Origin of the sequence: Peribacillus simplex, from assembly GCF_001542915.1 — a bacterium.
Lineage (GTDB): Bacteria > Bacillota > Bacilli > Bacillales > DSM-1321 > Peribacillus > Peribacillus simplex_B.
In genome coordinates this window covers 65,880-91,440 of sequence record NZ_LNNH01000046.1, presented here as the reverse complement: position 1 = coordinate 91,440, position 25,561 = coordinate 65,880, and the positions used below count along the sequence as shown (strand labels likewise).

The following is a 25,561-nucleotide window of genomic DNA, read 5'->3' as shown; positions in this document are numbered from 1 at the left end:
AAGAATGTGTGGAAAGGTGTGGTTGGATGACTGATAAGTGGAATGGCGAAGAAATGGCGGATGTATCGAAGCAAACCATTGTAATTACTGGAGCCAATAGCGGACTTGGCTTCGAGACGGCTTTTGCCCTGGCCGGTAAGGGGGCAGAAATCATCCTTGCTGTCCGGAATGCTTCAAAGGGGGAAAGAGCGCTCGATAGAATCTTTTCGGTCTATCCTAACGCGAATATACGGGTCATGCAGCTGGATTTGAGCGATCTTAGCAGCATCCGGCATTTTGCTGACTCCTATAAGGAAAACTATGACTCCTTATCTGTCCTCATCAATAATGCAGGCGTGATGATCCCGCCTTACAGCAAAACGAAGGATGGCTTCGAACTGCAATTCGGTATCAACCACCTCGGTCATTTCGCTTTGACAGGACTCCTTCTTCCGCGAATACTGTCTACACCCAGCTCAAGGGTAGTCACATTGAGCAGCTTGGCCGCCATCAATGGATTCATCGACTTTGACAATCTAAATGGCGAAAACGGCTATAAACCAATGAAGTACTATGGACAGAGCAAGCTCGCCAACCTCCTATTCGCCCGCGAGCTCCACCATAAATTCAACCAGCATGGCGCAAGCTCGATTAGCGTAGCCTGTCACCCGGGGCTTTCCCATACGAACCTCATGTCACGCGGATCTGGCAAACCGATCAATCGATTCGTTCATTATCTATCGAAATCCATGACCCAGCCGGCAAGCATGGGCGCACTTTCCACCCTGTTTGCCGCAACGGAGCCTTCATTAACAGGAGGCGAATATATTGGGCCCGATGGCAAGAAAAGCAGGAAGGGCTTCCCTAAGAAAGACGATATCATCGATACTCTATATAATGAAGAAACATCGAAAAGATTATGGGACATATCGGAAACCATGACTGAGGTCAACTACCGTTTCACGGAGAGCGTTATGCCGAAATGACCCTGATTCATGTAAAAAAAGAGGGAGCACTATGCTCCCTCTTTTCACTGCGATCATTCAGCGTCGAAAACTTCGACTTTTTCCATTTTGTCGCCATTTTTCATGGCTTTTGCCGTTTCAAGCCCGGAAGTCACTTTACCGAAAACGGTGTGAACACCGTTAAGATGAGGCTGTGGCTCATGCACGATGAAGAATTGGCTTGAACCTGTGTCTTTTCCGGCATGTGCCATCGACAAGCTGCCCGCCTCATGCTTGTGAGGGTTTCCAGCTGTTTCACATTTAATTTGAGTGCCGCTTCCGCCTGCACCAGTACCTGTTGGATCTCCGCCTTGGCTTACGAAACCAGGGATGACACGGTGAAAGACCACACCATTATAAAAGCCTGTGTTCGCCAGGTTTTCGAAGTTCGCTACTGTGTTTGGTGCTTCGTTCGGGAAAAGATCGAATTCAATCTTTTCTCCATTTCCCATTAGTATGTATCCTTTTTTAGCCATGTAGAACATCTCCTTTAATATGAACTGAATCAATTCTAATAGTACCATTTTTCGCACAAGAATGAAAAGCGGGCGCTACTTATTTCGAACTGTCTCATTATACATATCGATGTTATTTCTTTTATAATGAGGAAGATGGATGATAAAAGGAGGAACGAACCATGACACAACGATTCGAAGCATTAGTCGTAAACAAGCAAGGAGATCAGTTTACCGTAAATATCCAGCAACTATCACTTGATGACCTGCCGCAAGGCGAAGTGCTCATCCGTGTCCATTATTCTGGGGTCAACTATAAAGATAGCCTAGCCAGCATTCCGAACGGAAACATTGTCAGCACGTATCCGATCAGCCCAGGAATTGATATGGCAGGGGTCGTCGTTTCATCTGAGGATTCACGATTCCAGGAAGGGGACGAGGTCATTGCCACCTCTTACGGAATCGGCGTATCCCAATCAGGCGGCTACAGCCAATATGCCCGTGTTCCGGCGGATTGGATCGTTCCGCTGCCTGATGGCCTATCATTGAAAGAAGCCATGATCATCGGAACTGCGGGATTCACTGCCGCCCTCTCGGTTCTGCGCCTAGAAGAAAATAACCTTGCCCCTGATCAAGGCAGCGTTCTTGTTACCGGTGCGACTGGGGGAGTCGGCAGCTTTGCCGTCTCGATCCTTTCCAAGCTTGGTTACTCGGTGGAAGCAAGTACAGGAAAAGAATCCGAGCATGGATATTTAAAGGAAATCGGGGCGACGACGATTGTATCTCGTAAAGAGGTCTACGACGGCAACCTGCGCTCCCTTGGCAAACAAAAGTGGAGCGGTGCGGTAGATCCCGTCGGCGGTGAACCTCTAGCATCTGTCCTTAGCCAAATCAAGTACGGCGGATCTGTAGCGGTCAGCGGATTGACGGCTGGCACCAACCTCCCGGCCACGGTCTTTCCTTTCATCCTAAGAGGTGTTAATTTACTAGGAATCGACTCGGTCAATTGCCCGATGGAAACAAGATTGAAAGTCTGGCATCGACTTGCGAACGACTTTAAATTCGATCACCTGGAACAGCTCATTCAGCAAGAAATAACCCTTAAAGAATTGCCTGACGTTCTCCCGACCCTCTTAAAAGGCGAAGCAAGAGGCAGAACGATCGTAAAACTATAATCCAAAAAGTGACGCGGGCTAGGCCCCCGTCACTTTTCATTGTTCAAACAGCTAGGATCCCGTGGTGGGACGGATTAACTCTTAGTTGGGAAGGCATACCGCCTGTTAGGACGGATTATACTCGCGTTCGGACGAATTACCGCATGTTCGGACGAATTACCACGTGTTCGGACGGATTACCGCATGTTCGGTCGAATTATCGCGTTTTTGGACGAATTTTACCCGCGTTCGGACGAATTTCTTGCAAACTCCCTTGCAGCGTTCTCCTTTTTAGGAAGATTGACGATTTGCGTTATGCTTATCCAGAAAATACACAAAAAGGCCAAACCTCCATAAGGTTCAGCCACTTCTTTAATAGGTATTATAAATATTTTCACATTCAGTAGCTGTTGGTTCATAAAAGCAATGAAGCTTAAAGCGGCCGACTAGAGGCTGATTATACCAGGTAGGCGGGCAATCCCCCTCTGGCCTGAAATACCACAGGCTAAATTTCGAGGGCCATAATCTTTCCCCGCTTACACTTCGACGTGCAAGCCTTTTTTCCCTATCTCTTGCCCGTTGGTAAAAATACCCTTTCTGCACAGCCTCAAAGGCATGCTCCTGATAAATCATATCCGGAATCGTCCTCAGCCCTTTGAAGTCGGAGCAATTCGATCTAATCCGGTTGACTCCAACGTTCCCGATCATCAACATCCCTTGATCGCCTTCACCTTCACCTTCCGCTCTGAGCAATCTCGCCAACAGAGCAATGTCGGCATCAGTGTGCTTAACGACGGTCATCCAATCACCTCCACTTTTTTTATCCTATGCCCAGGAGATGGAAAGATGCTCCGATTTTAATAAAACCTTCATATGCCGTACACGTCCCATCAACAATCCAACCTTATACTTAAGGAAGGTTGGATGGCACGCGTGGCTATCATGGTATTTGGCGTAGGCGGGGCCAATACTTTTTGTACATAGACAACGGCGCGGATCGTGCCGTACCAAACTGTAGGCAAACTCAAGATTCATCGAGGCTGTTTATGGTTTTTGTGTTTGGAGCTTTGATTTTCGGTGCAGGTATAGATTGCATCGCAAGTGCTTCCATTCCAAAAGTAATTAAAAAGGCTTCGGAATGAGGCCATTCCGAAACCTTTTTGTGTGTCGTGTCCTTGACTTGTCCATTATGCCTTCGCTTCAAAAGCAGCTTCAAACGCCAAAGATACCTTTTCGAATTCTTCGTCCGATTCGATATCGAACAGTTCGCCTTCGCCCTCGACCCTGAAGAAGAAAATATCGATGTCTTCCTCTGTATCTTGTTCAATATCTTCAAGCAAACCGACTGCCACATATTCCGTTCCTTCTACATCCAATGAGCCTAAAACCTCAACTTCATGAGCCTCATCACTGTCATCTGTAAGTGTGAAAACCTCACCTTCACGAATGTTACCCATCCTATCTCTCCTCTCTTATCCATTCATAATGGAGTTGTTTCCATAGTATATCGGCTATTTCCTTCAGAAACAAACTTTTGCCCTGAAAACTAGGGAAATTCTTTTTCCGCTACTTAGAATCAATGCCAGCCAATGGCCTATACAGGATGACCCCTATCGTTCCAAACATTATGATCAATAGAAAAAATATTGAAAAACAGTTAAAAAAGGGAATCCAATTCCGAATAATGTTATATATTGAACTATTAATAAAGGAGGCTGTTTCATTGCCCGCAAAAAGAATCGATCATATTGGAGTTGTCGTAAGAGATCTTGAAAAATCCATCACTTTTTATCAGGACGTGCTGGATTTAAAATTAAAAGCGCGTACTCCTCATACCAATGGTGTCATCCAACTGGCATTCCTGGGTTACGAGGAGTCGGAAGAAACGGAAATCGAATTGATTCAGGGGTATAGCGATACATTGCCATCTGAAGCGACGATCCATCATTTTGCCATTACCGTTGATGATATCGAAAAAGAATATGCACGAATCAAAAAACTGAATGACATCGAGCTGATCGACGAGGAAATCGTCACCCTTCCAAATGGCTACCGCTACTTCTACATATATGGACCGGAAAAAGAATGGATTGAATTTTTCCAAAGATAAATCGCATGCTAAAAAAGCAGAGTCCAGTCGACTTCTGCTTTTTTGCCGTTCACCCACGCTGAATCCTGGTACGCTGACTGTTTAGGTTCATCCGGACGATATACTCCCGCGTCGGGACGATTTCTCTTCTAATCGGACGGATTTCTCGCGTATCCGGATGATTTATCTGACGGATCGGATGGATTTTCGCGCTGTTTCGGACATTAAATGATGGGGTATCTCATTTCTTCACCACAATTAAATAAAAGCTGGCTGTTACCAGCTTGACTTTTTGACACCCGGTACATGCCCCTTATGGGCAAGCTCGCGAAAAGCAATTCGTGACATGTTGAATTTGCGCATATATCCACGGGGCCTTCCCGTTACTCCGCAGCGATTATGGATCCTTGTCGGGGAGGAATCCCGGGGGAGTTTGGCCAATGCTGCATAGTCCCCTTTTTCTTTCAATTCCCGCCTGCGCTCCGCATACTTTTCAACCAGTGCCAACTGTTTTTGTGCTTTCACTACCTTCGATTTTTTCGCCATTTTTCAATCTCCTTTACGTTAACTGGTCCACATAAAACAAAATCATTACGATTTAAAAGCGATCATTATTTCGTTTCCCGATGGATCGTATGTTTCTTTAAGCGTGGACAATATTTCTTCAATACGATTCGATCCGGATGATTCCGCTTATTCTTCGTTGTAATATAGTTACGGTCCCCTGTTTCCGTGCATGCTAAAGTAATATTCACTCTCATTTCCTTTTCCTCCTTTTTCCTTCTAATCACAACACAAAACGTAATGATTACGATTTAATCCCCTGATTTCCATCACTTTAAAAAGCTCCTCTTCATAATAAAACGTAATGATTACTATTTGCAAGTTTTTTTTATTCTTTTTATCGTTCAAATTCAGAAAAATCCTTCAGGCCTTGCATCTGATTTTTCCCGAACCAATAAAAAACCGAAGACAACCCCAATGCATTTCGAGTTAGTCTTCAGTCTAGAATTTTTATTATTTGATGTTGAATTTCCCGACCATATCCCCAAGCTCTTCAGCCATGGATGAAAGCGAACGGATGGAGGAATTGACTTCCTCCATGGATGCCAGCTGTTCTTCTGTCGATGCCGCTACTTCTTCTGAGTTGGCGGCATTTTCCTGGGCGTGCGCCGTCATATCATTGGATACCTGTGCCACTTCATCTATGCTTGCGGAAATTTGTTGGACACTGGCCTTGATTTCCTCGATTTTAGGTGTAATGCTTCTCGTACTGTCCAGGATTTGCGAGAATTTATTGGAAGTCTCGACAGATACCTTCACACCCTCCTCGGCATTTTCCATCACTTTTTTCATTATGTTCACTGAATCTCTCGTGTCGTTTTGCATGCCGTTAATCAAATCGGCAATCAGCTTAGTTGAGGTTTGGGATTGCTCAGCCAATTTCCTCACTTCCTCTGCCACAACGGCAAAGCCTTTACCATGTTCCCCAGCACGAGCAGCTTCAATGGCTGCATTGAGTGCCAGCAAATTCGTCTGTCCCGCAATTCCGGTGATGACCTCGATGATTTTTCCGATTTCATGAGATCGATCGGACAAGGAGCCGATCACCTGATTCGATTGATTGACGGATTCATGGATGAATCGCATTTGATTCAAGTTTTCCTCAACAAAATGACTGCCCTCTTCAGCTTGCATAGCAGATTCCCTTGATAATTCAGCTACACTGGAGGTACTGTCCGATATCCGAACGATTCCCTGGACAACTTCATTCAACGTTCCGAGACTGCCTTCAAGCTGTTTTGTCGTCTCCTCGGATGCCCCCGAAATTTCCTGAATCGATGTGGCCACCGTTTCAGCGGCAATGCTCGATTGATTAACACTTGAACTTAATTGTTCGGCAGAAGCGGCTACCATTCCGGCATTGGCTGAAATTGCCGTAAGTGTATCGCGAAGATGCTTGGTCATTTTTTCAAAGGATTGATTTAACTCATATAATTCATCCCTGCTCTTCAACTCTATTCTCTCGACCATCAAATTGCCCTCCGCTACCTGGTTGGCAGCAGCCCCCAGCTTTTTAAGCGGCTTGGAAATCAGATTGGCTGTCAGCCATCCAGCTGCAATCGCAAAGATAAAAGCAAATATGCTGATGATCAAGATTTTGTCCGTCGCCTTCTCGGATTGCTCTTTCGCCTCTTTCACCTTCGCCTTGATGACGCCTTCGGTTGATTCATTTAATGCATAGGTTTGTTCACCCAATTTCGTACTGATCGGCACCACTTTTTCCTGTGCCAGCTTTTTTGCTTCATTTACATCTTTAGCGGCAACCTCGATGAGCTTTGTGTTCTCCGCTATCCAGGCTGCATTCGATTCCTGAATGTCCTCCAGCTGTCGATCCGTTTCTGCCACTGACGAAATATCCTTTGCCTGCGCTATTAACTGATTGATTTTTTCATTGGAAGTGTACACATTTTCTTTCATCTCGGAGGTGCCATATAAGAGATATCCCCTTATGTAAGAAACCTGGCGAGTGGCCTCGTTCTGGATACTTTGTGCGTTGGTGTTCACCTCTGTTATATTATCGATGATATAATCATAATCCTTATTCATTTCTTTCATGCTGGTGTAAGAAATGAATGCAGAAACCCCAAATATGATAGAGATGAGCATAGAGCTCATGATCAATTTTTTCTTGATGGAAAATTTCATTCCAGCCTTCCCCCTTTTCTATATAAACCACATCTTGCTTTTGCTTCCTTTCTGTTATTATCGGTTCATATGAAAAAAATTCTATCAGGGAGAAGAGAAATTGCGCACAAAAAAAGCTGATTGCACATGCAGCCAGCTTTTTTTTCCTCATTTATAAAACACTTTATCGACGTTGTATTTAGCTCGAAGTGTATTGATCATGTAGGTTTCGTAAATTTCGCGTTCCATGGGATCCTCGACGATAAGGATGTCGATTTTCTTCACTTCATTACGGTGGTCTTTAATCGGAGACACATTATCCTCGAAATGCTTTTTGACCCTTGGTCTCAGCTTACGAGCTTTACCGACGAAAATCAGTTCCTCGCGTTCATTGTAAAACAAGATGATGCCGCCTTTATCGCGGGGAATCAAATGAAAATCGATAAATCCGTATATTTCAGGAATGACTGCTTCGTCTCCCTCTATCACTTGTTTTCTTTGTTTAATGCTAATATCCGCTGCAGGGATTTCAATATTTATCATTACAATTCACGTCCTCTATTTGTATAAGCTAAGCACATTCAAATTCCTGTGATACAGCCCAATCGCTTTTTTCTTAAAGGTAAATGGTATCATAATTACGAACGAAAAGCCATGCATGCCGTAATGGGTTCGGGGTTGTTTGCCATTTTTCTTAACACATCGCCATGAAATATAAAGAAGAAGACTCAATAAGAGTCTCCTTCTTAGTCGAAATATCCGTTACCACCTGTGAGCCTTTGCATTGCTTCTTAGGATAATGTTTGTTTGCGATACTTCCGTATGGCCATTAACTTGAGACTTCGAACGCTTAGGTCTTGTCCAATTATGGTGAAACTTTTGAGAATGTGGATCTAAATGATCTTTATAACTCATTCTGTGTCACCCCATCATTAGGATTTGGATATTTCAGCCGTGATAAGAATCCCTATCACTTGCTCTAGTATTTGATTTTTGCATCTCTTTCATACAACATTTCCTTCAAAATTCCAACTCAACCGACTTCCCCTTTGCCAGGACCTTCCCTTCACCATTGACCGCATCACTTGTCATGAAGGTAATTCCCGTCACATCCCCTTTTTTTACAATGAAGCCTACATTGCCGCTTTTCGTACCGTTCCCGGCCATTTCGCCGTTCAGTTCCTCCAAGTAGATATCATCCTCCCATGGAAGGTGTTCCCCGTTATTGGTTTCCAGAAAAGCGACCGGTGAGAACTTGATCTTTTTATCGCTATTGTTTTTGATATCAACCTTCACTTTTACGATGTCGAAATCCTCAGCATGTGTATAGCCATGAAAGAAATCAATCATGCTGTAATCCGGTGTAACGTGCATTACCTTCATTTCTTTGACCGTTACCTCGATTGGTCCAACATTGATTGCTTCGTTCACTTTTTTAAAGGCCTTCAATGTCAGTTCGCCCTTTGCATCCGAGACATCCTGGCCGATTTGGGTTAGCTTCCTATCATCAGGCAGCTGTGGATTCGGAACATAGACATCCTTCTTCACCAGTGGAGCGCCCATCTCCTCCGTTTTTTCTTTAGCCGCCTTTTCTTCAAATGCAGGTTGGGTATTAAGAGCCCCGAATGTGGTCAATATAAAGGCACCTATTATCAGTCTGTTCATGGAATCCCTCCCCGAAATGTTATTTCTGTTTCTTTAATAGCTCAAAGATGATCTTGGCATGATCCGTGTTATCGACCTGCCCGGCAAAACGTTCTTTATAAGGTCCATAAGCATAGACCGGTACATCTTCACCCGTATGTCCTCCGGTGGTCCATGCTGTATTCGTCCGGTTATCGAAAATTGCTTCTATGGCGTTATCGATGTTCGTGACATTTTTTGTTTCGGCCGCATCTGTTACCGACTTGATTTCCTCGCTCGTTAGCTTCAATTTCTTTTGATTGATGAATTGCTTTAAAGTCTTTTCAGCATCGGCCCCTTTTACGATTGCATCCGCCATGAAGTCCGGGGTGCGTTTGGCCGCCTTGATCGGTTCACCGTACCAGTTATATATACCTTTGGCACCGATCGAGAATCCTCCTGTTGAATGGTCTGCCGTTGCCACTACCAAGGTATGTTTGTCTTTCTTCGCAAATTCTATCGCCACTTTATATGCCTTTTCAAAGTCCTCCATTTCACTCATGGCGCCAACGATGTCATTATCATGTCCAGCCCAATCGACTTGGCTGCCCTCGACCATCAGGAAGAACCCCTTCTTATTTTTATCCAGACGCTTAATCGCCGAATTGGTCATGTCTTTCAAGGAAGGCGTTTCACTTGGGCGATCGATCATTTTCGGGAGTCCTTCGGAAGCGAACAAACCTAGCACCTGCTCATTTTTATCCTTGAGCATTTGTTTCTTATCCGTCACATAACTATATCCGTCTTTTTTGAAGGCCTTCGCCAAATTGATGTCCGGGCGGACAAAATTGGATTTTCCGCCGCCTAAGAGGACGTCGATTTTATGCTTGCCCTTGATCAGCTCTTTATAATAATCGTCGGCAATCGAATTCATGTTTTTCCGGTTTTCATCATGAGCGCCAAATGATGCAGGTGTCGCATGAGTGATTTCGGAGGTGGCGACCAATCCAGTCGCTTTTCCTTTTTGCTTCGCTGCTTCGAGGACGGTTTTGACTTCGGATTTATCATTATCCACCGCAATCGCGGCATTATAAGTCTTCACGCCGGAAGACATTGCCGTTGCGGCCGAAGCTGAATCCGTAATATTTTGGGCAGCATCTTCCGGATATGTCATCTGCTGACCAACCAGGTATTTATCGAACTCTGTCCGTTCCGCCACCATGGTATTCGGGTTATTTTTTAAATACCGGTAAGCGGACGTATAGGAAACACCCATCCCGTCACCTATCATGAAGATGACATTCCTGATTTCCGGATCTTCATTCGACTTGCCCCTTGCCGATGCAGATTCTGATGCAGACCAAGTTAAACTTCCAACTGTCAGTGCCGATGCCAGCGTAAGCGGCAAAACCTTTTTACTCCATGTACGATTCAAATGAATGACCTCCCTTTAATGTTTGAATATTTAATTAAACTATAAAGGGCAAAAATGAACACAGTGTCAAGGGGATGTAAAAATACGGTAGGATTAATGTGAAGACAAAGTAAATCCAGCGCTTAATGGCGAAGCTCATTACACCGGCAGCATATTCTGATGAGGACAATAAGAAGCAAGCACTAAAGGTGAGGTGATAAATTCATGCCATAAAAAAAAGGCACTCCATTGCAGGAGCGCCTTTCCCTCTTACTTCTTCACCGTTAAGCATTCCAAAGCCCGGGCCGCATTCTCCCTCGCTGCTTCGATTGAAGCAGCGGATGAGAGGGCAACGGCCACCCTTCTCCCAATCTTGGTGACTGGTTTTCCGAAGAGGCGCACCTCCGTATTCGGTAAAGCCAAAGCTTTATCAACACCAACGATCGAATATTCCGCCAACTCCTCGGACGCCTTTAATGGGCGGCTAGCGCCTGGGGTGATCAAATGGATTTCCGGGATGGGGAATCCCAAGATCGCTCGAACATGCAGGGCAAACTCGGATAAATTCTGTGTCACTAATGTCACAAGTCCCGTATCATGCGGACGGGGAGATACTTCGCTGAAATAGACTTTATCCCCTGAAAGGAAAAGCTCGACTCCGAATAATCCGTATCCTCCAAGTTCATCCGTAATGGCTAGGGCAATCCGCTTCGCTTCGTTTATCTGGGCTTCCGTCATATCATGCGGCTGCCACGATTCTATATAATCCCCGCCCTGTTGAATATGGCCGATGGGCGCACAATACAGGGTCCCGTTTACGGCTCGGACTGTCAGCAATGTGATTTCCGAATCAAAATGGATGAATTCTTCAATGATCACACGCGCATTTTGAACCCGGCCGCCTTCCATGGCGATTTTCCAGCACTCTTTTAGGTCAGCTTCCGTGCGGCACACACTTTGCCCTTTCCCAGAGGAGCTCATCAGCGGTTTTATGACATTCGGAAAGCCGATTTCTTTGGCAGCTTGGACAAATTCTTCATATGTATCAGCGAATTTGTAGGCGGCAGTCGGAATGTTCAAGGATTCGGAAGCCAGTCTCCTGATTCCTTCACGGTCCATCGTTAATTTTGCTGCCCTCGCGGACGGAATGACGGGAAAGCCCTCTTCTTCCAATTCCACTAATGCTGCAGTAGCGATGGCTTCGATTTCCGGGACGATCAAATCAGGCTGTTCTTTTTCCACGACTCCCCGAAGCTGTGCTGCATCCAGCATATTGATGACATGGCTGCGGTGGGCGACCTGCATGGCAGGGGCATGTTCATAACGGTCGACTGCCACTGTCTCCACCCCAAGACGCTGTGCCTCAAGCAGGATTTCTTTCCCCAATTCACCTGAGCCCAATAATAAAATCTTTTTTGATTTATACATACAGCCTCTCCCCCTTCAAACCCATTATATACGAACTATAACATAAAAAATATAATTTTCATTCGTATTTATAGTAACTCACTCTGAAAATATGACTCAAATAATTAAAAAGTGACGGATTTACAATACCAACTTGACAACTAAGAATAATCGGTTTATCCTTTTTCTTATAAGAAAAAGAAATACGCTGACCAGTTAACTGGAGGCTCTCTATTCACCTGAATAGGGGGCTTTTCGATTTCAAAAAAAAGGGGGCCAGACACTATGCAAAAGGAAAGGCTGGGCTGTATATCACTTGAAAAAAAAACGGAAGAAGCATGGGCGACTGGAAGAGATGGAGCACCTTAACCTTCCAGACAGAATGTTCTTCCACTGGTGCCAGCAGCAATATGCCCTGAATAGAGGGGTTTACAATACGATTGATAATTGGTTCCATGCTTATGGCATCATCGATATTCTATACCGGCGGATCAATCTTTTAGCCTTTCTCGAATACGCATCTGATTCGGAACAAACGATAGGGCGGGCAAAACCGATAAAATTCGGCAAGGGAGGGCTAACGAAAAAGCTTCAGGATTTCATGGAAATGTAAACTGACTTCAAGCTTTCCTTCAATGAAAGCTTGGAATGTCGAAATTTGCACTACGAATATTTTTGTAAATGTAAGCGCTTTCTATTATAATGAATATAGGTTGGATGGCATGCGTGGCCGTCAAAGTATCTGGCGTAGGCGGGGCCGATACAGGCGCTAAAGAGGGTAAACTTCTTTACCGCAAAACGATTAGAGTACCTATCATTCAGGGGCTGCAATATCCTGGACCAATAATGGCGGATGACCGTTATTTTTTAGGCTTAATAGCGACTTATTTTTGCAATCGATAAGTAAAGCGTACCTTTACTTATTTTTTGCAGCAGCCCTCATCGTTTTATCTCAATAATCGATAAGATAAAAAGCTCTTCCCCCATCGACTGGGAGCAGAGCGTTTTTGCATGTTCAGCGTTTACATATACAAGCCTGCCAAGAAGATCCCAAGTGACTTTTGATAAATTTCATCGAACTGGGATATAGGAAGCGGGTTGGTTCCTTTACCAAGCTCAACGGTAAATCCCGGCCTCCGCCAGTCCTGAATGTACCAATCCTTATACCCTGCGTAACTATTGGCCGACTTGACGGGCTCATAGCCACTTACCCTCGCAAACTCATTGACTATCGTTTCAGACTCTGGCGGCTCCATATCTTCAAACCCCCAGAAAATGACCTCTCCTTGAGTATGGAATGCGAGGACTCTCGCAAAGTCGCGCTTTCTCGTTAGATTTGCCATCGCAATCGCTTCTGGCTGTGTAAGCGGCCCTGTTCCCGAATAATTGGCCGGGCCTGGTTCATTTACCATGTTGCGGGCCTGCTCCAGCTCCCATTTTGCGGGGAATTGATCGTTCAGATCGACGCCATTGATATTCGCCTTCCATCCGGAAAAGTCCTCGCTGCCACTATTCCATCCCACGAGCCTCGCTCTCAATGTCTCATCTGCCGGCGGGCCGTTTTGCACCAATTCCACTCCATCCGGGTTCACCATCGGGACGATCGACAGAAGCGTCTTTTGATAATAGGGCAACATGGAAAGACCGCGGATATCCGTTTGATTCGTGATTGCCAACACATAATCATTTAAAAAGGTCATGATCACTGGGGTCGTAATCCATTCATTCGCATGAAACGATCCATTATAATGAATGCGTTTATCCCCCTGCCCGATGAGGATTTCGGGGATATCCCTATTTAACACCGAGTCGCCAATCGGGGATGTTTGAATAAAAGGGTAAATGTTTTTCAGCCGTCCAATATCGGCAAGCAATGTCTCATAGTCATAGTTCTGATTCCCTTGTGTGAGCCTCCACGTAATCCTTACTGGCACATCAATCGTCTGGCCGACTTGCAGGGCATTCGGGTTGAGGCCAGGATTAACCGCAAATAAGGCTTCCAATGAAAGATTACGTGATTTGGCAATTGCCCATAATGAATCCCCCCGCTTAATCTTATAAGCCGTCGACGTAAAGCCGGGAATTTTGATTCGCTGTCCTATCATGAGGCCCTGTGGATCGATTCCCCGATTGGAATCAATGATCAGTTGGTAGTTGACCTTGAATAATTGGCTATAATACCATATAGAGTCATTCTGCCTCACATAAACGTCCATATTGCACCTCCCCTTACCCATATGTGTATGCTCATTTTAATGAATTATGGCTAATGCACCAAAACCCGGCAGTGCCGCCCCATCCTGACTTCACAAAAACAAAGCAGGCATCCAATGGATGCCTGCTTAAACGGGTTACATATTACGCTTCTTGCGGGACCGCCAAGCCTAAACCTTCGGCGACGCGTGTTCCGTATTCTGGATCGGCTTTGTAGAAGTGGCCGATTTGACGAAGCTTGATTTCTTCCAATTCGACAGGCTTCATTGCGCCGACGATCGTTTCCACGAGGCGGGTTTTCTCTTCGGCACTCAATAACCGGTATAAGTCGCCCGCTTGTGTGTAGTGATCATCGGAATTATGGCCGACTTGGGCAGCTTGCCCAGTCACTTCAAAAGGAGCGACTTTATTTTCCGTTGATTCCACAGGACCGCCAAAGCTATTCGGTTCATAATAAACCGAGCCCTTGCCATTGTCATCTGCCCGCATGAATCCATCACGCTGGTAGTTGTTCGCCTCCACCTTCGGACGATTTACCGGAAGGTGGTTGTGATTCGCGCCAACACGGTAACGGTGGGCATCGCCATAGGCAAATAGACGTCCTTGAAGCATTTTATCTGGGGAGGCTTCAATTCCAGGGACGAATGTTCCCGGTGAGAACGTGGCTTGCTCCACTTCAGCAAAGTAGTTTTCCGGATTTCGGTTCAATTCCATCCGGCCAAGTTCAATTAACGGATAATCTTTTTGCGACCATACCTTCGTCACATCGAACGGATCGAAACGGTATGTGTCCGCATCTTCCAAAGGCATGATTTGAACATAAAGTTTCCATGCCGGGAAGTCTCCTTTTTCGATGGCATTGAAAAGGTCTTCCGTATGATAATCAGGGTTTTCGCCTGCTAGTTTTGCAGCTAGATTAACATCCAGGTTCTTGATGCCCTGTTCTGTTTTGAAGTGATATTTCACCCAAACGCCTTTTCCTTCATCATTCACCCATTTGAATGTATGGCTTCCGAAGCCATGTGTATGGCGAAGCGTTGCCGGAATGCCCCTGTCAGACATCAAGATCGTAACTTGGTGCAAAGATTCTGGCGAATGTGACCAGAAATCCCAAACTGCCGTTGGATTTTTCAAATGTGTTCTAGGATCTCGCTTTTGTGTATGGATGAAATCAGGGAATTTGATTGCATCGCGAATGAAGAATACCGGCGTATTATTGCCGACGATATCGTAATTTCCTTCTTCCGTATAAAATTTAACCGCGAATCCACGTGGATCACGTACTGTATCCGCGGAGCCCAATTCACCGGCCACCGTTGAGAAACGGATAAATAAATCCGTCTTCTTGCCAACACCATTGAAAAGTTTAGCTTTCGTATACTGAGAAAGGTCGTTCGTCACTTCGAAAGTGCCGAATGCACCGGCACCTTTCGCATGAACGACACGTTCAGGCACACGCTCACGATTGAAGTGGGCCAGTTTTTCCAATAAGTGCACGTCTTGAATGAGTACAGGACCGCGTTGGCCAGCCGTGATTGAGTTTTGATTATCCCCGACTGGTGCGCCCCAGCTTGTTGTAAGGTTTTTCTTATTCGTCATAATTGAACCACCTTTTCATTATTATTTATGTATATAATGATAAAGCTTATCAAGAAAAAATCAATACTTATTTATAATAATTTTAATATAATAATCAATTCATTAATAGATTGATGATCATGTACCTGAACATTCCATTCCAAGGGTTTTCAATCCAATGCCACTAATGAATTCCTAATAATGGTATACGCCCCTTATCTGCGATATTCCTCCATGAAAATCGATTTTATCCATTCTCCTTCCAATGGCATAGTAATCGAGAAACAGGATGGCCAACCACGGGGCTGTCCTGAAGCCCCTTTCGTTTTATGATTGGACCGCAGCCATTTTCACTAGGCAATCCACTCTTTTATATGTGATAAAGCAGCCTCACCCCTTAATCTACTAGGGATATCGGGAATATACCGGTTTGTGTTCGCTCGGAAAATGAGATACTATTACGTTAAAATGTCCAGCCAATAAGACTAAGGGTGATATAGATGAATGAGCGGAAACAACTTGTAGTTAAATATGCACACGAATTATTTATTGAAAAGGGGTATCAAGCAACATCCATTCAGGATATTTTAGATTATAGCCGCATTTCAAAAGGAACATTTTATAACTATTTTTCTTCTAAAAGTGAATTGCTTAAGGCAGTCTTCGTTTCCGCCCAGGAAAAATTCGAAAAGGAGCGAAATGAACTGCTTATTGGACAAAATCTTGCAGATATTGAAATATTCATTAAGCAATCCGAATTGCAAATCCACTCCAATAAGAGTAGTAAACTATTTACTTTATATGAAGAGATCATGATTTCAAATGACACCGATCTGAAAAACTTCATTACACATGTTAAATTCCAAAATATACATTGGCTCTCAAGTCGGTTTCTCGAAATTTTCGGTGCCGAAAAAAAACCATATATACTGGACTGTGCCATCCTTTATTCAGGGATGATGCACCAAACGATCCATTTTAACGCGATGGCTAAGGAGCCTGATTTCAACCCTACAGAAATCATCCGATATTGTGTCGATAGGATTTCAACCATTATCGAAGATGTGAGCCGAGCCAACGCACAGCTTTTGGAACCGGATGTCATCAAGCAATGGCTGCCTGAAATGTTCCATACACAGCAGGATTTTCATACAGCACTCCTGAACTCTGCTAATGCCTTAAAAAAAATGATCTTCAAGCTTTGTCAGGATGATGAAGCAGAACGTGTAAAAAACCTGAAATTAATCCACTTTGTCCAAGAGGAGTTTCTACAAAACACCGATCCGCGCATCTTTCTCATTGAAAGCGCCCTGCTGTCTTTAAGTACCAACCCAAAGCTTAAGGATACGGAGGAATTGAGTACATTCGAAAAGATCGTTGCCAATAGCTAAGGAGAAGTGAAGCTGTATCGTGTGAGCTTGGCTTGATAATGGTGAAGCGAAAGAGGATTAATCCCCCTTTTGCCGGCAAACGGAGACTCCTATCATGGGGTCTTTTGCTTTTGGCAAAGGAATCGGCACCATGATTCTCTTTTTTTGTGACAATTCTGCAAACATATAACTGATTTCATGAAATTTTAGTATAATGGCTTGTAGTAGAGTGACTTCAGGAGGAGTTTTTCATGAATATAATCATGCGTTTTCTTATCAACGGGTTAGTATTGCTCGTTATTGACTGGCTTCTCGACTCCATCACGATCAAATCTTACGGTACAGCCCTGCTGGCGGTTTTCATATTATCCATCATGAACTTGCTGGTCAGACCCATATTACAGCTGATTACATTGCCGATCACCATCCTGACGTTCGGATTGTTTTCGTTCATTATCAATGCCTTCACATTCCAAATCACTTCCTACGTAGTCAGTGGCTTTGACATATATTCCTTTTGGGGAGCTTTAATCGGATCGTTGTTATTGAGTTTCATTCAAAGCCTGCTCATAAAAAAGAATAAAAAAAACCGTCAGTAGGCTGCTGGCGGTTTTTTTCGCATCCGATCACCTTCCTTAACAAGCTTCGATATTTCCCGGGCTATTCCCCTATATTCCGCCAGCCATCACTAGCTGTATTCTCTCATTTTTGACAAACCAGAAGGAAAAAACGGGTTCCACCCATAATCTTACATATACATGCCATTTCCCCTGGAAATGAACATGAATCGATTTATGGAGGAATAACATGTTCAGAAAACATGAACCAAGATTTATCCTTTCCCTTTTATTCGTGCTTGCTTTCTTTATTCCCGTTCTTACCGGCGCCTCATCATCCGCAGCGGCTGGAGCTGGCTCTTTGTCCTCTCCTTATTCCGTCGCCCAGGCCATTTCCAATCAAGACGGCGCAATCAAGACGGTCTCTGGGTATGTGGTGGGTCAGCCAACTTCTGCCAATGTAGTCATAACGAGCGGCTATCCAAACGATTATGCCTTGGCATTAGCTGACAGCCCTACGGAAACAAACATGACCAACATGGCCTATATTCAGGTTCCCGCCTCTTTTCGCCCTGAATTCGGATTAAAATCGAACCCTGCTTTAAAAGGGAAAAAAGTAACGATTACCGGTGTGCTTGGTGCATATTTCAGCCATCCAGGCATAAAGAATGTAACTGCGATACAATCAAGTGACGCTTCAGTTCCAGGGACACCAGGGGCGGGCTCATACTATGACACTGCGATTGGAAAAACAGGTTCTGCGCTAAAGAGTGCACTTCATGAAATCATCGATGACCATGATGAAATATCGTACGATAATGTATGGGGCGCTTTACGGGAAACCGATGAGGATCCGAATAACCCCAATAATGTCATTCTTCTATATACAGGCCGTTCTCAAGGAAAGACGGTGAATGGATCTGGCGTCAATGATTGGAATCGTGAGCATGTTTGGGCAAAATCACATGGAAACTTCGGGACCACTTTAGGACCAGGCACCGATTTACATCATCTTCGCCCAGCTGATGTTTCGGTCAACAGTACCAGAAACAACCTTGATTTCGATAATGGCGGTTCCGAACACTCGGAAGCGAAAGGGAACTATTATGACTCGGATTCATGGGAGCCGCGCGATAGCGTCAAGGGCGACGTTGCCAGAATGCTATTTTATATGGCGGTCCGTTATGAGGGGGATGGCGGGGAAATAGATTTGGAGCTGAATAATCAAGTGAACAATGGCACTGCCCCCTATCATGGGAAATTGTCCGTCCTGCTGCAATGGAATGCACAGGATCCAGTGGATGCCTTCGAGCGGAACAGAAATGAGGTCATTTATAATAAATATCAGCATAATCGAAACCCATTCATCGATCATCCGGAATGGGCCTCCGCCATCTGGCAATAATCATGTTAAAGGGCTGTTCCTTGAAAATGGGACAGCCCTTTCCACTTAAGAAGTCTAAATTTTTAGAAAAATCACATAATTTAACTTTGTTTAAATAACAATATAATTGGATATTAATAAATTTACATGACGAATAATAAACTAGATTGCTTAAATGGTAAGCGTTTTCATTTTTTTCTTTACAATCTATCTATTAAAATATATTATTTAGTTGTAATATTATGTGAAAAATCAATAAATAATACGTAAGCGGCTCTACTAGTGATAAAATGCTAGATAGGAAGATGAAACTCCAACATAGAAAAGGGGAAAACTATGCAAAACTCCAAAGAATCTCAATTGCACAGAGGATTGGAAGAAAGACATATCGCATTAATGTCTCTTGGTGCAGCCATTGGTGTCGGTCTATTTCTAGGCTCGGCATCAGCAATTAAATTGGCCGGTCCTGCCATAATCATTTCCTATGCCATTGGCGGCCTCATGATCTATCTTATCATGCGGGCACTGGGAGAAATGGCGATAAAAAATCCGGTCGCAGGCTCTTTTAGCCGCTATGCGAGCGAATTTGTCGGACCTCTTGCCGGCTATATCACCGGTTGGAACTATTGGTTCGTTTGGATAGCCACCTGTATGGCTGAAATTACGGCGGTCGGGATTTACATGCAATTCTGGTTCCCTGGAACCCCGCAGTGGGCATGGGCTTTAGCCGCTCTAGCCATCATGACGACCATCAACTTTCTTGCTGTAAAGGCATACGGTGAATTGGAGTTTTGGTTCGCCCTCGTTAAAATCGTTACGATCATCCTTATGATCGTTCTTGGCTTTGGAATGATCATCTTCGGATTGGGGAACGGCGGAATCGCGGTTGGATTCGGCAATCTTGTGGAACACGGAGGATTTTTCCCTAATGGCATTTCCGGTGTCATGCTCTCTTTCCAAATGGTCATGTTCGCGTACTTGGGAATTGAAATGCTCGGTGTAACCGCCGGTGAAGTCAAAAATCCTGAAAAATCTTTAAAAAGAGCCATCGATACGGTCTTTTATCGTATTTTACTTTTTTACGTCCTAGCTCTTACGGTCATTCTATCGATCACTCCGTGGGATCAAATGAATGGTAAAGACAGTCCATTCGTGATGATGTTCGACAAAATCGGCATACCGGGTGCAGCAGGAATCATTCAGTTCGTCGTTCTGACTGCGGCCCTATCATCCTGTAACAGCGGTATCTTCAGTACCGGGAGAATGTTGTTCAACCTGGCGCAGCAAGGTGAATCACCTAAAAGCTTCGAGCGTACGACAAAATCGGGCGTTCCTGGCGTGGCCATTATCGTTTCGGCTGTCGTGCTTCTTTTCGGTGTCTACCTGAATTACATGGAAGCGGATAAGGTTTTCAGTTACGTTACAAGTGTCGCTACATTCGGTGCACTTTGGACATGGGGAACCATACTTATCACGCAAATCATCTCAAGGCGGAAAATGAGTCCTGGGGGAAAACAAGGCTTATCCTATAAGATGCCCCTTTTCCCATTCACTTCTTATTTAACCCTTGCTTTCTTGGTATTCGTAATGGTTATACTCGGCTTTTCGGCAGATACAAGAATCGCCCTGATCGTCGGTCCGATTTGGATCATACTGCTGGTAGTCTTGTATTATGTGACAGGCTTGCATAAACGAAAAAGATAAAGAAAGGGAGAGTGCCCTATCAAGTTTGGGCACTCTCTTTTTTTTACGCTTATTTTTCCCTTCTTCTTCTCATCACCCAGTGGACCAACAGACCCGCCATCCCTAAAATAACGAGGATCGGCAAGTTTCCGATGATAAATACGATGATTCCTGAACCGGCTTTAAGCAAAAGATTCGCACTCGTTGCAAGCTGTTTCTTCGTTCGCTCCCAAGTATTCAATTCCGCTTTATCAATGCCCGGGACAATGATGCCATCCTGTGCGAGCGTAATCGTGACCGTTGAATAGGACGTTTGGTTTTCCAAATACTTCATTTGCCCGGTCAGCTGCTCCATTTCTTCTTGAACCGCGGCAAGATCAGTGGATATTTTCAGCAGATCTTCCGTCTTTTCGGCTTCCTGCATGAAAGCGAGCAGCCGTTCCTCGACAGTCTTCTTTGACTTCAGTCTGGCTTTTAGATCCACATATTGCTCCGTTACATCCTGGCCGGTCACATTTCTTCCGATTACTTTCGAAGCTTCCCCTTCGCTAACGGCAAGAAAATCCTGAAAACGGGCTTCCGGCACTCGTACCGTTATCGTTCCCTCCATCTTTTCTTCATTTTCCCGGTACACATTGGACTCGACGACATAGCCTCCGTATTCCTCCGCCATCTCCTCTATCCTCTGCTGTACCTTTTCCAGGTCCTTTACCTTCCATTCAAGCTGAGCTTGATGGATGACCTTCCTTTCGGCCGTGATATCTTCTTGTTTCGCCACTTCTTCTTTCGGCTCCTTATCGCCGGAAAAGGAAGCATCCATTTTACTACTCGCCTTATCATCTCCCGATTCGGACACTGAATTATCACCTTCATTGTTGCTGCATGCCGCAAGCAAAAGGAACAAGCTGAATATAAGCATCATTTTTTTCCGGTTCATCGTCATTCCTCCTTTTCTTACTAGTACCGACGAGAATGATGGAAAAAAGTTACACTGCTTGCAGAGCTGTTTTTGCCTGAACCAAAAAACGGCGCCTTCGAGCTTTCCCAACACAAAAAAAGAGGGCGTCCAACGTATGCCGGAACGCTCCCCCTTTCTTCATTACTTATTGATATTCGTAATTCTGTGCTCGATCTCCGCTTTGATTTTTCCGCCTTTGAACGTTTCTTTCACATAGTTAACGAAGGCTTCTAGATCAGCGTGTCCAAATACACGTTCTTTTCCTTTCAGGACGGTATAGTTATCGCCGCCGCTTGCCATGAAGTCATTGACGGTCACTGTGTAGGTTTCGTCATCCTTGATCGGGGTGCCGTCCGCCTTCTTCAATAATGTGACACGCTCCGTGACCGGCTTACTGAAGTCAGCTGTATAGCTCAATCCTGAAATTTGCAGCGTTTTCGGAGCTCCTTCCACGATCCATTGCTGTTGAAGCAACGTTTTCACTTCCGCTCCTGTAAGCTCAAGCTTAACCAAGACATTGCCGAACGGCTGGATTTTCGCTAAATCAGAAAAAGTGACTTCACCCTTCGGAATGTCCGCACGAATTCCGCCTGGATTCATGAAAGCGAAATCGGAATTCAAATCGGCCTTCATTGAATCGGCGATTAAATTTCCAAGTGCCGTTTCCTCTTTGTAGGCATTGGTTCTTAAGATCTTCTCTTCCGTTGTCCCAAGCGGTGCTTTCAGCTCTGGGAACATATCCAAATAATCATTGATGAATTTTGTCGTCCCTGCATCAGCCGTGATGCCATCTTGTGTGACGGTCACGATTTCAGCGGACTTTTTGACAATATCCTTTGTCGCTGGATCGATTTCCAAATCGACATCTTCGAAAGCCGTCCCATAGGAATAAGCTTGGACAATCAATTTATTATCGACATAGTTGTTGACCTTGGCATGGTTATCACCGGCTAAGATCACATCGACTTCATCATCAACGGCTTTAGCTAGTTCAGCCACTTCACCTGTGATGACTCCGTCTTTTTCAGTGCCTGGGTCATGCGAGATGATGACGATCGATTTGACGCCTTTTTCCTTCAATTCAGCAACCGCCTTATTCACGGCAGGTGCCTGTTCGATGAATTCCACATTCTTAATGCCATCGGGGCTGACTTTCTGAGGTGTCGCATTCGTGACCACTCCGATGAAGCCAATATCAATTCCGCCGACCTTTTTTATGACATAAGGATCCAAAATGGGCTTTTTTGTATCCTTATATACAACATTGGCAACCACATATGGAAAATTCAATTTATCAAACACGACATCGGAGGTAGGTGACTTGCCGCCATTGATCTGGGCCATCAAGGTTTCCACCCCTTTATCGAACTCATGATTCCCGACGGTGCCGACATCGAATTTCATATCATTCAAAAATTGAAGCGTCGGTTTATCCTGGACCAAAGAAGATACCGGGGAACTTGCCCCGACTGCATCGCCTGCCGATAGTAAAAGAGTATTCGCAGGGTTTTCCGTTTTACGCTGCTTCAGGTGCGCTGCCAAATAATCCGCACGCCCTTGCTTGATGCCGCCAAAATCGGAGGTCGTATCGAGTTGGCCGTGAAAATCATTAATACCGAGCAATTGCACTTTGACATTTTCTTTTCCTAGATTGAATTTGTAAATGCCGAAGCCTTTATCGTCCTTTTTCCCTGTATAAGAGATCGGGCTGTTTTCATTTAAATATTCCGCACCCTTTGGCGATGATGGGAAAGTCACATTCACCTTGCCGGAAATCGGGGCAATCGACCAGTTATTATCAGCGGTTGGATTGATTTCACCCTCTTGCGTGATGTAATCCATCAAGATTTGGCGATTTTCGTCCGCAGAATCGACTACATACTCGCTTCCCTTCACTCCTGGGAAGTTACCCCCGCCTGAAGCGCGGTAGTTATTCGTCACGACGATGAAATCCTGGTTCGGATCGATTGGTTCACCGTTATATTTCAACTCGGCAATCCTGCTTGAATCCGACACCTTCGTTCCTTTTTCATCATAGCGCGGAGCCTTGGTGACATCGATTTGATAGGTTACTCCGTCGATGACGTCAAAATTATAGACGGCAAACTTTCCATTGAGCAATTCCTGCTCCTCAGTTTTGGCAGGATCGATCGTATTATATTTCCCTGCCGACATCTCAAGCCATTCCTTAACGACGGAACCTTTGATTTTGATAGCCTTTAACGTATTGTCATATAAATATAAATCACCGGCGCTGCGAATGGTCAGACCGCCTTGTTTGATATCCGTGAATTCCTCGACTCCATTGCGTCCCGCTTTAAAAGGAGCCCCTACAGAAAGGATCGGAAGGTCTTTGTATTCTGGACGGTTGTTTTTGATGTATTTCTCTACATACCATTTCTGGGCGCTTGTCACGACTTGTACGGAAGGATCATCCTGTACAAGGGCGAAGTAGCTATGGATCGGTGCTGTAGTCGTTCCAATCGGTGTATTGACATACTTGATCGTACCTTCGTGATCCTTTTTGACCGCTTTGACGACAGCCGGATCTTCAGCCGCTTTTTTCCCTGTCACTTTGTCGTTGATCGCGCGTGTTGATGAATCCGAATGAACGACTTTCCATTTTCCTTTGATATTCTGGATATCCAGGTCGATGATGCCCAGATTACTGCCGCCATATCCCGCTTGAACGGCCGGCACCCCATTTATGGTCCCTTTTTTATTATCGACACCTTTGAGGACCTTGCCTTGGCCATCCTTAAATAGACTGTCTAACGACGCTTCATCTTGTGCCGGAAAGACTTTATGTGTATGGGAGAACGTGATTGCATCGATACCGGAAACCTTGCTTAATGAATAGATGACATCCTCGGTATTCTTGGTGTCGCCATTGAATCCGGAGTGTGTAAGCGCCACGATCACATCCGCACCCTTTTTCTTCATTTCAGGAATATACTTGTTCGCAGTCGCGATGATTTCTTTCGTAATGACCTTGCCTTCAAGATTCGCTTTATCCCAATCCATGATTTGCGGCGGAGCGAATCCGATATAGCCTATCTTTACCGCTTTTTCATTCCCATTGATATCCTTTACCTTCTTGGTGACGATTTTATAAGGCGTATATTTATTTTTATCATTTTTCGGATCTTTGTCTTTATCTTTTTTATAGATATTCGCATTGACATAAGGGAAGTTTGCATCGTTGATGGCTTCGTCCAAATAAGATAAACCATAATTGAATTCGTGATTGCCGAATGTGGCCATATCATAATCAAGCAGGTTCATCGCTTTATAGACAGGGTGGACCTCGCCCTTTTTCAGTGGTGCTATCTTCGCTTTATACGTACCTAGCGGCGTGCCTTGAATAAGGTCGCCATTATCCACCAACACACTATTCTTCACTTCTTTTCGTGCTTGCTTGATCAAGGTCGCCGTGCGGGCAAAGCCGACCGATTCCGATGCGGCATCTTTGTAATAATCATAGCCCATCAGGTTCGTGTGTATATCGGTCGTTTCCATGATCCTCAATTCGAATGGTGCATCTGAAACGGAGGTTGCCAGACTGTTTCCGAAGTTGCTCGTATTGCCGTTATACTTGGAAACCACCGATACCTTGACCCAATCACCCGATTGGTACGAGTTGAAGTATGCAGAGAATTTTTGGGCCGATTTAATATCCGTCTCAATGGCTGACTGTGAAACGACCTTCGTCCCATGCATCAGCTGGAAGACAACGCTTTCATTTCCTTTGTTGCCTTTTTTCGGGGTGACGGTTACAGTCGCCTTGGTCCCTTTTGCGTAACTAACGGCAGGAGCCGATATGACGAATGGTTTGGCCGCCGGCTTTTTGGATGCCTCTTTGGCCGATGTCTCCCCCGGCACGGCAAATGGAGCCGTAATCAAACTTACAGCAAGCATAGGGGCGAGCATTTTTTTAACTTGAATCTTGAACGACATACTTCACAACCCTTCTAGTTTTGTAAAATGCTAGAATAATATACCAT

General features: G+C 44.7%; 24 protein-coding genes. 9 read left to right on the top strand and 15 right to left on the bottom strand.

The window, feature by feature from the left end; translation table 11 throughout:
- Positions 1-26 precede the first annotated feature (26 nt).
- Positions 27-965, top strand: a complete 939-nt coding sequence (locus tag AS888_RS20285) for an oxidoreductase (protein ID WP_061143931.1) — start codon at positions 27-29, stop codon at positions 963-965.
- A 53-nt stretch (positions 966-1,018) separates the two neighbouring features.
- Here the strand turns inward: AS888_RS20285 and AS888_RS20280 are convergent, their stop codons facing one another.
- Positions 1,019-1,459, bottom strand: a complete 441-nt coding sequence (locus AS888_RS20280; RefSeq protein ID WP_061143930.1) for a peptidylprolyl isomerase — start codon at positions 1,457-1,459, stop codon at positions 1,019-1,021.
- Positions 1,460-1,620: 161 nt separating this feature from the next.
- Between AS888_RS20280 and AS888_RS20275 the strand changes: the two genes are divergently transcribed.
- Positions 1,621-2,613 (top strand): NADPH:quinone oxidoreductase family protein, encoded by a 993-nt coding sequence (locus AS888_RS20275; protein ID WP_061143929.1) that lies wholly within the window; start codon positions 1,621-1,623, stop codon positions 2,611-2,613.
- Between the two features lie 351 nt (positions 2,614-2,964).
- Here the strand turns inward: AS888_RS20275 and AS888_RS20270 are convergent, their stop codons facing one another.
- The gene (locus AS888_RS20270; protein ID WP_061143928.1) at positions 2,965-3,393 is read right to left on the bottom strand and encodes a cell wall hydrolase; all 429 of its coding nucleotides are present in this window, start codon (positions 3,391-3,393) and stop codon (positions 2,965-2,967) included.
- A gap of 386 nt (positions 3,394-3,779) precedes the next feature.
- Positions 3,780-4,049 (bottom strand): DUF1292 domain-containing protein, encoded by a 270-nt coding sequence (locus AS888_RS20265; protein ID WP_061143927.1) that lies wholly within the window; start codon positions 4,047-4,049, stop codon positions 3,780-3,782.
- A 227-nt stretch (positions 4,050-4,276) separates the two neighbouring features.
- On the opposite strand from AS888_RS20265, the gene AS888_RS20260 reads away from it, so the two are divergent.
- On the top strand, positions 4,277-4,702 hold the full coding sequence (locus AS888_RS20260; RefSeq protein ID WP_061143985.1) for a VOC family protein: 426 nt from the start codon (positions 4,277-4,279) through the stop codon (positions 4,700-4,702).
- A 255-nt stretch (positions 4,703-4,957) separates the two neighbouring features.
- Here the strand turns inward: AS888_RS20260 and rpsN are convergent, their stop codons facing one another.
- The 8 genes from rpsN to purT all read right to left on the bottom strand — a co-directional run bounded on the left by rpsN (position 4,958) and on the right by purT (position 11,834).
- Positions 4,958-5,227 (bottom strand): 30S ribosomal protein S14, encoded by a 270-nt coding sequence (gene rpsN, locus AS888_RS20255; protein ID WP_061143926.1) that lies wholly within the window; start codon positions 5,225-5,227, stop codon positions 4,958-4,960.
- 65 nt (positions 5,228-5,292) lie between these two features.
- The gene (gene rpmG, locus AS888_RS20250) at positions 5,293-5,442 is read right to left on the bottom strand and encodes a 50S ribosomal protein L33 (RefSeq protein WP_061143925.1); all 150 of its coding nucleotides are present in this window, start codon (positions 5,440-5,442) and stop codon (positions 5,293-5,295) included.
- A gap of 256 nt (positions 5,443-5,698) precedes the next feature.
- Entirely contained in the window at positions 5,699-7,390 is a 1,692-nt protein-coding gene (locus tag AS888_RS20245) for a methyl-accepting chemotaxis protein (RefSeq protein ID WP_061143924.1), read from the bottom strand.
- Between the two features lie 147 nt (positions 7,391-7,537).
- On the bottom strand, positions 7,538-7,912 hold the full coding sequence (locus tag AS888_RS20240; protein WP_061143923.1) for a nucleotide excision repair endonuclease: 375 nt from the start codon (positions 7,910-7,912) through the stop codon (positions 7,538-7,540).
- 219 nt (positions 7,913-8,131) lie between these two features.
- Complete coding sequence (locus AS888_RS25310) at positions 8,132-8,284, bottom strand: YpzG family protein (protein ID WP_081092541.1); 153 nt, start codon at positions 8,282-8,284, stop codon at positions 8,132-8,134.
- Positions 8,285-8,389: 105 nt separating this feature from the next.
- Entirely contained in the window at positions 8,390-9,034 is a 645-nt protein-coding gene (locus tag AS888_RS20235; RefSeq protein ID WP_061143922.1) for a DUF4352 domain-containing protein, read from the bottom strand.
- 19 nt (positions 9,035-9,053) lie between these two features.
- Positions 9,054-10,427, bottom strand: coding sequence for an alkaline phosphatase (locus tag AS888_RS20230; protein ID WP_155645569.1), 1,374 nt, complete (start codon positions 10,425-10,427; stop codon positions 9,054-9,056).
- A 249-nt stretch (positions 10,428-10,676) separates the two neighbouring features.
- On the bottom strand, positions 10,677-11,834 hold the full coding sequence (purT, locus tag AS888_RS20225) for a phosphoribosylglycinamide formyltransferase 2 (protein WP_061143920.1): 1,158 nt from the start codon (positions 11,832-11,834) through the stop codon (positions 10,677-10,679).
- A gap of 295 nt (positions 11,835-12,129) precedes the next feature.
- Between purT and AS888_RS20220 the strand changes: the two genes are divergently transcribed.
- The gene (locus AS888_RS20220; protein ID WP_260320320.1) at positions 12,130-12,426 is read left to right on the top strand and encodes a hypothetical protein; all 297 of its coding nucleotides are present in this window, start codon (positions 12,130-12,132) and stop codon (positions 12,424-12,426) included.
- A gap of 89 nt (positions 12,427-12,515) precedes the next feature.
- Positions 12,516-12,716 carry a hypothetical protein gene (locus AS888_RS25980; RefSeq protein ID WP_155645568.1) on the top strand — a complete coding sequence of 67 codons (201 nt, stop codon included), beginning with the start codon at positions 12,516-12,518 and terminating at the stop codon, positions 12,714-12,716.
- A 119-nt stretch (positions 12,717-12,835) separates the two neighbouring features.
- Here AS888_RS25980 and AS888_RS20215 read toward each other — a convergent pair whose 3' ends face one another.
- Together AS888_RS20215 and katA are read right to left on the bottom strand one after the other, a co-directional pair.
- Complete coding sequence (locus AS888_RS20215; protein ID WP_061143918.1) at positions 12,836-14,029, bottom strand: M14 family metallopeptidase; 1,194 nt, start codon at positions 14,027-14,029, stop codon at positions 12,836-12,838.
- Between the two features lie 142 nt (positions 14,030-14,171).
- Positions 14,172-15,626 (bottom strand): catalase KatA, encoded by a 1,455-nt coding sequence (gene katA, locus AS888_RS20210; RefSeq protein WP_061143917.1) that lies wholly within the window; start codon positions 15,624-15,626, stop codon positions 14,172-14,174.
- 479 nt (positions 15,627-16,105) lie between these two features.
- Between katA and AS888_RS20205 the strand changes: the two genes are divergently transcribed.
- From AS888_RS20205 to AS888_RS20190, 4 genes are all read left to right on the top strand, one after another.
- Positions 16,106-16,996, top strand: coding sequence for a TetR/AcrR family transcriptional regulator (locus tag AS888_RS20205; protein ID WP_061143916.1), 891 nt, complete (start codon positions 16,106-16,108; stop codon positions 16,994-16,996).
- Between the two features lie 230 nt (positions 16,997-17,226).
- Positions 17,227-17,574, top strand: coding sequence for a phage holin family protein (locus tag AS888_RS20200; protein WP_061143915.1), 348 nt, complete (start codon positions 17,227-17,229; stop codon positions 17,572-17,574).
- A gap of 208 nt (positions 17,575-17,782) precedes the next feature.
- Positions 17,783-18,937 (top strand): endonuclease, encoded by a 1,155-nt coding sequence (locus AS888_RS20195; RefSeq protein ID WP_061143914.1) that lies wholly within the window; start codon positions 17,783-17,785, stop codon positions 18,935-18,937.
- A gap of 315 nt (positions 18,938-19,252) precedes the next feature.
- Positions 19,253-20,620 carry an amino acid permease gene (locus tag AS888_RS20190; RefSeq protein ID WP_061143913.1) on the top strand — a complete coding sequence of 456 codons (1,368 nt, stop codon included), beginning with the start codon at positions 19,253-19,255 and terminating at the stop codon, positions 20,618-20,620.
- Between the two features lie 49 nt (positions 20,621-20,669).
- On the opposite strand, the gene AS888_RS20185 is transcribed toward AS888_RS20190, so the two are convergent.
- Together AS888_RS20185 and AS888_RS20180 are read right to left on the bottom strand one after the other, a co-directional pair.
- Positions 20,670-21,536: a DUF4349 domain-containing protein gene (locus AS888_RS20185; protein WP_061143912.1), complete on the bottom strand. Its 867-nt coding sequence runs from the start codon at positions 21,534-21,536 to the stop codon at positions 20,670-20,672.
- A gap of 162 nt (positions 21,537-21,698) precedes the next feature.
- Positions 21,699-25,514, bottom strand: coding sequence for a bifunctional 2',3'-cyclic-nucleotide 2'-phosphodiesterase/3'-nucleotidase (locus AS888_RS20180; protein WP_061143911.1), 3,816 nt, complete (start codon positions 25,512-25,514; stop codon positions 21,699-21,701).
- Positions 25,515-25,561: the final 47 nt, after the last annotated feature.

Bases quoted from the DNA above. Each gene is read 5' to 3' on its own strand.
- AS888_RS20200 (WP_061143915.1), top strand. From the start codon at position 17,227: ATGAATATAATCATGCGTTTTCTTATCAACGGGTTAGTATTGCTCGTT.
- rpsN (WP_061143926.1), bottom strand. From the start codon at position 5,227: ATGGCGAAAAAATCGAAGGTAGTGAAAGCACAAAAACAGTTGGCACTG.
- AS888_RS20240 (WP_061143923.1), bottom strand. From the start codon at position 7,912: ATGATAAATATTGAAATCCCTGCAGCGGATATTAGCATTAAACAAAGA.
- AS888_RS20275 (WP_061143929.1), top strand. From the start codon at position 1,621: ATGACACAACGATTCGAAGCATTAGTCGTAAACAAGCAAGGAGATCAG.
- AS888_RS25310 (WP_081092541.1), bottom strand. From the start codon at position 8,284: ATGAGTTATAAAGATCATTTAGATCCACATTCTCAAAAGTTTCACCAT.
- rpmG (WP_061143925.1), bottom strand. From the start codon at position 5,442: ATGAGAGTGAATATTACTTTAGCATGCACGGAAACAGGGGACCGTAAC.
- AS888_RS20270 (WP_061143928.1), bottom strand. From the start codon at position 3,393: ATGACCGTCGTTAAGCACACTGATGCCGACATTGCTCTGTTGGCGAGA.
- AS888_RS20185 (WP_061143912.1), bottom strand. From the start codon at position 21,536: ATGAACCGGAAAAAAATGATGCTTATATTCAGCTTGTTCCTTTTGCTT.
- AS888_RS20180 (WP_061143911.1), bottom strand. From the start codon at position 25,514: ATGTCGTTCAAGATTCAAGTTAAAAAAATGCTCGCCCCTATGCTTGCT.
- AS888_RS20285 (WP_061143931.1), top strand. From the start codon at position 27: ATGACTGATAAGTGGAATGGCGAAGAAATGGCGGATGTATCGAAGCAA.
- AS888_RS20190 (WP_061143913.1), top strand. From the start codon at position 19,253: ATGCAAAACTCCAAAGAATCTCAATTGCACAGAGGATTGGAAGAAAGA.
- AS888_RS25980 (WP_155645568.1), top strand. From the start codon at position 12,516: ATGAATATAGGTTGGATGGCATGCGTGGCCGTCAAAGTATCTGGCGTA.
- AS888_RS20215 (WP_061143918.1), bottom strand. From the start codon at position 14,029: ATGGACGTTTATGTGAGGCAGAATGACTCTATATGGTATTATAGCCAA.
- AS888_RS20245 (WP_061143924.1), bottom strand. From the start codon at position 7,390: ATGAAATTTTCCATCAAGAAAAAATTGATCATGAGCTCTATGCTCATC.
- AS888_RS20235 (WP_061143922.1), bottom strand. From the start codon at position 9,034: ATGAACAGACTGATAATAGGTGCCTTTATATTGACCACATTCGGGGCT.
- AS888_RS20205 (WP_061143916.1), top strand. From the start codon at position 16,106: ATGAATGAGCGGAAACAACTTGTAGTTAAATATGCACACGAATTATTT.
- AS888_RS20195 (WP_061143914.1), top strand. From the start codon at position 17,783: ATGTTCAGAAAACATGAACCAAGATTTATCCTTTCCCTTTTATTCGTG.
- AS888_RS20265 (WP_061143927.1), bottom strand. From the start codon at position 4,049: ATGGGTAACATTCGTGAAGGTGAGGTTTTCACACTTACAGATGACAGT.
- AS888_RS20280 (WP_061143930.1), bottom strand. From the start codon at position 1,459: ATGGCTAAAAAAGGATACATACTAATGGGAAATGGAGAAAAGATTGAA.
- purT (WP_061143920.1), bottom strand. From the start codon at position 11,834: ATGTATAAATCAAAAAAGATTTTATTATTGGGCTCAGGTGAATTGGGG.
- katA (WP_061143917.1), bottom strand. From the start codon at position 15,626: ATGACGAATAAGAAAAACCTTACAACAAGCTGGGGCGCACCAGTCGGG.
- AS888_RS20260 (WP_061143985.1), top strand. From the start codon at position 4,277: ATGTTATATATTGAACTATTAATAAAGGAGGCTGTTTCATTGCCCGCA.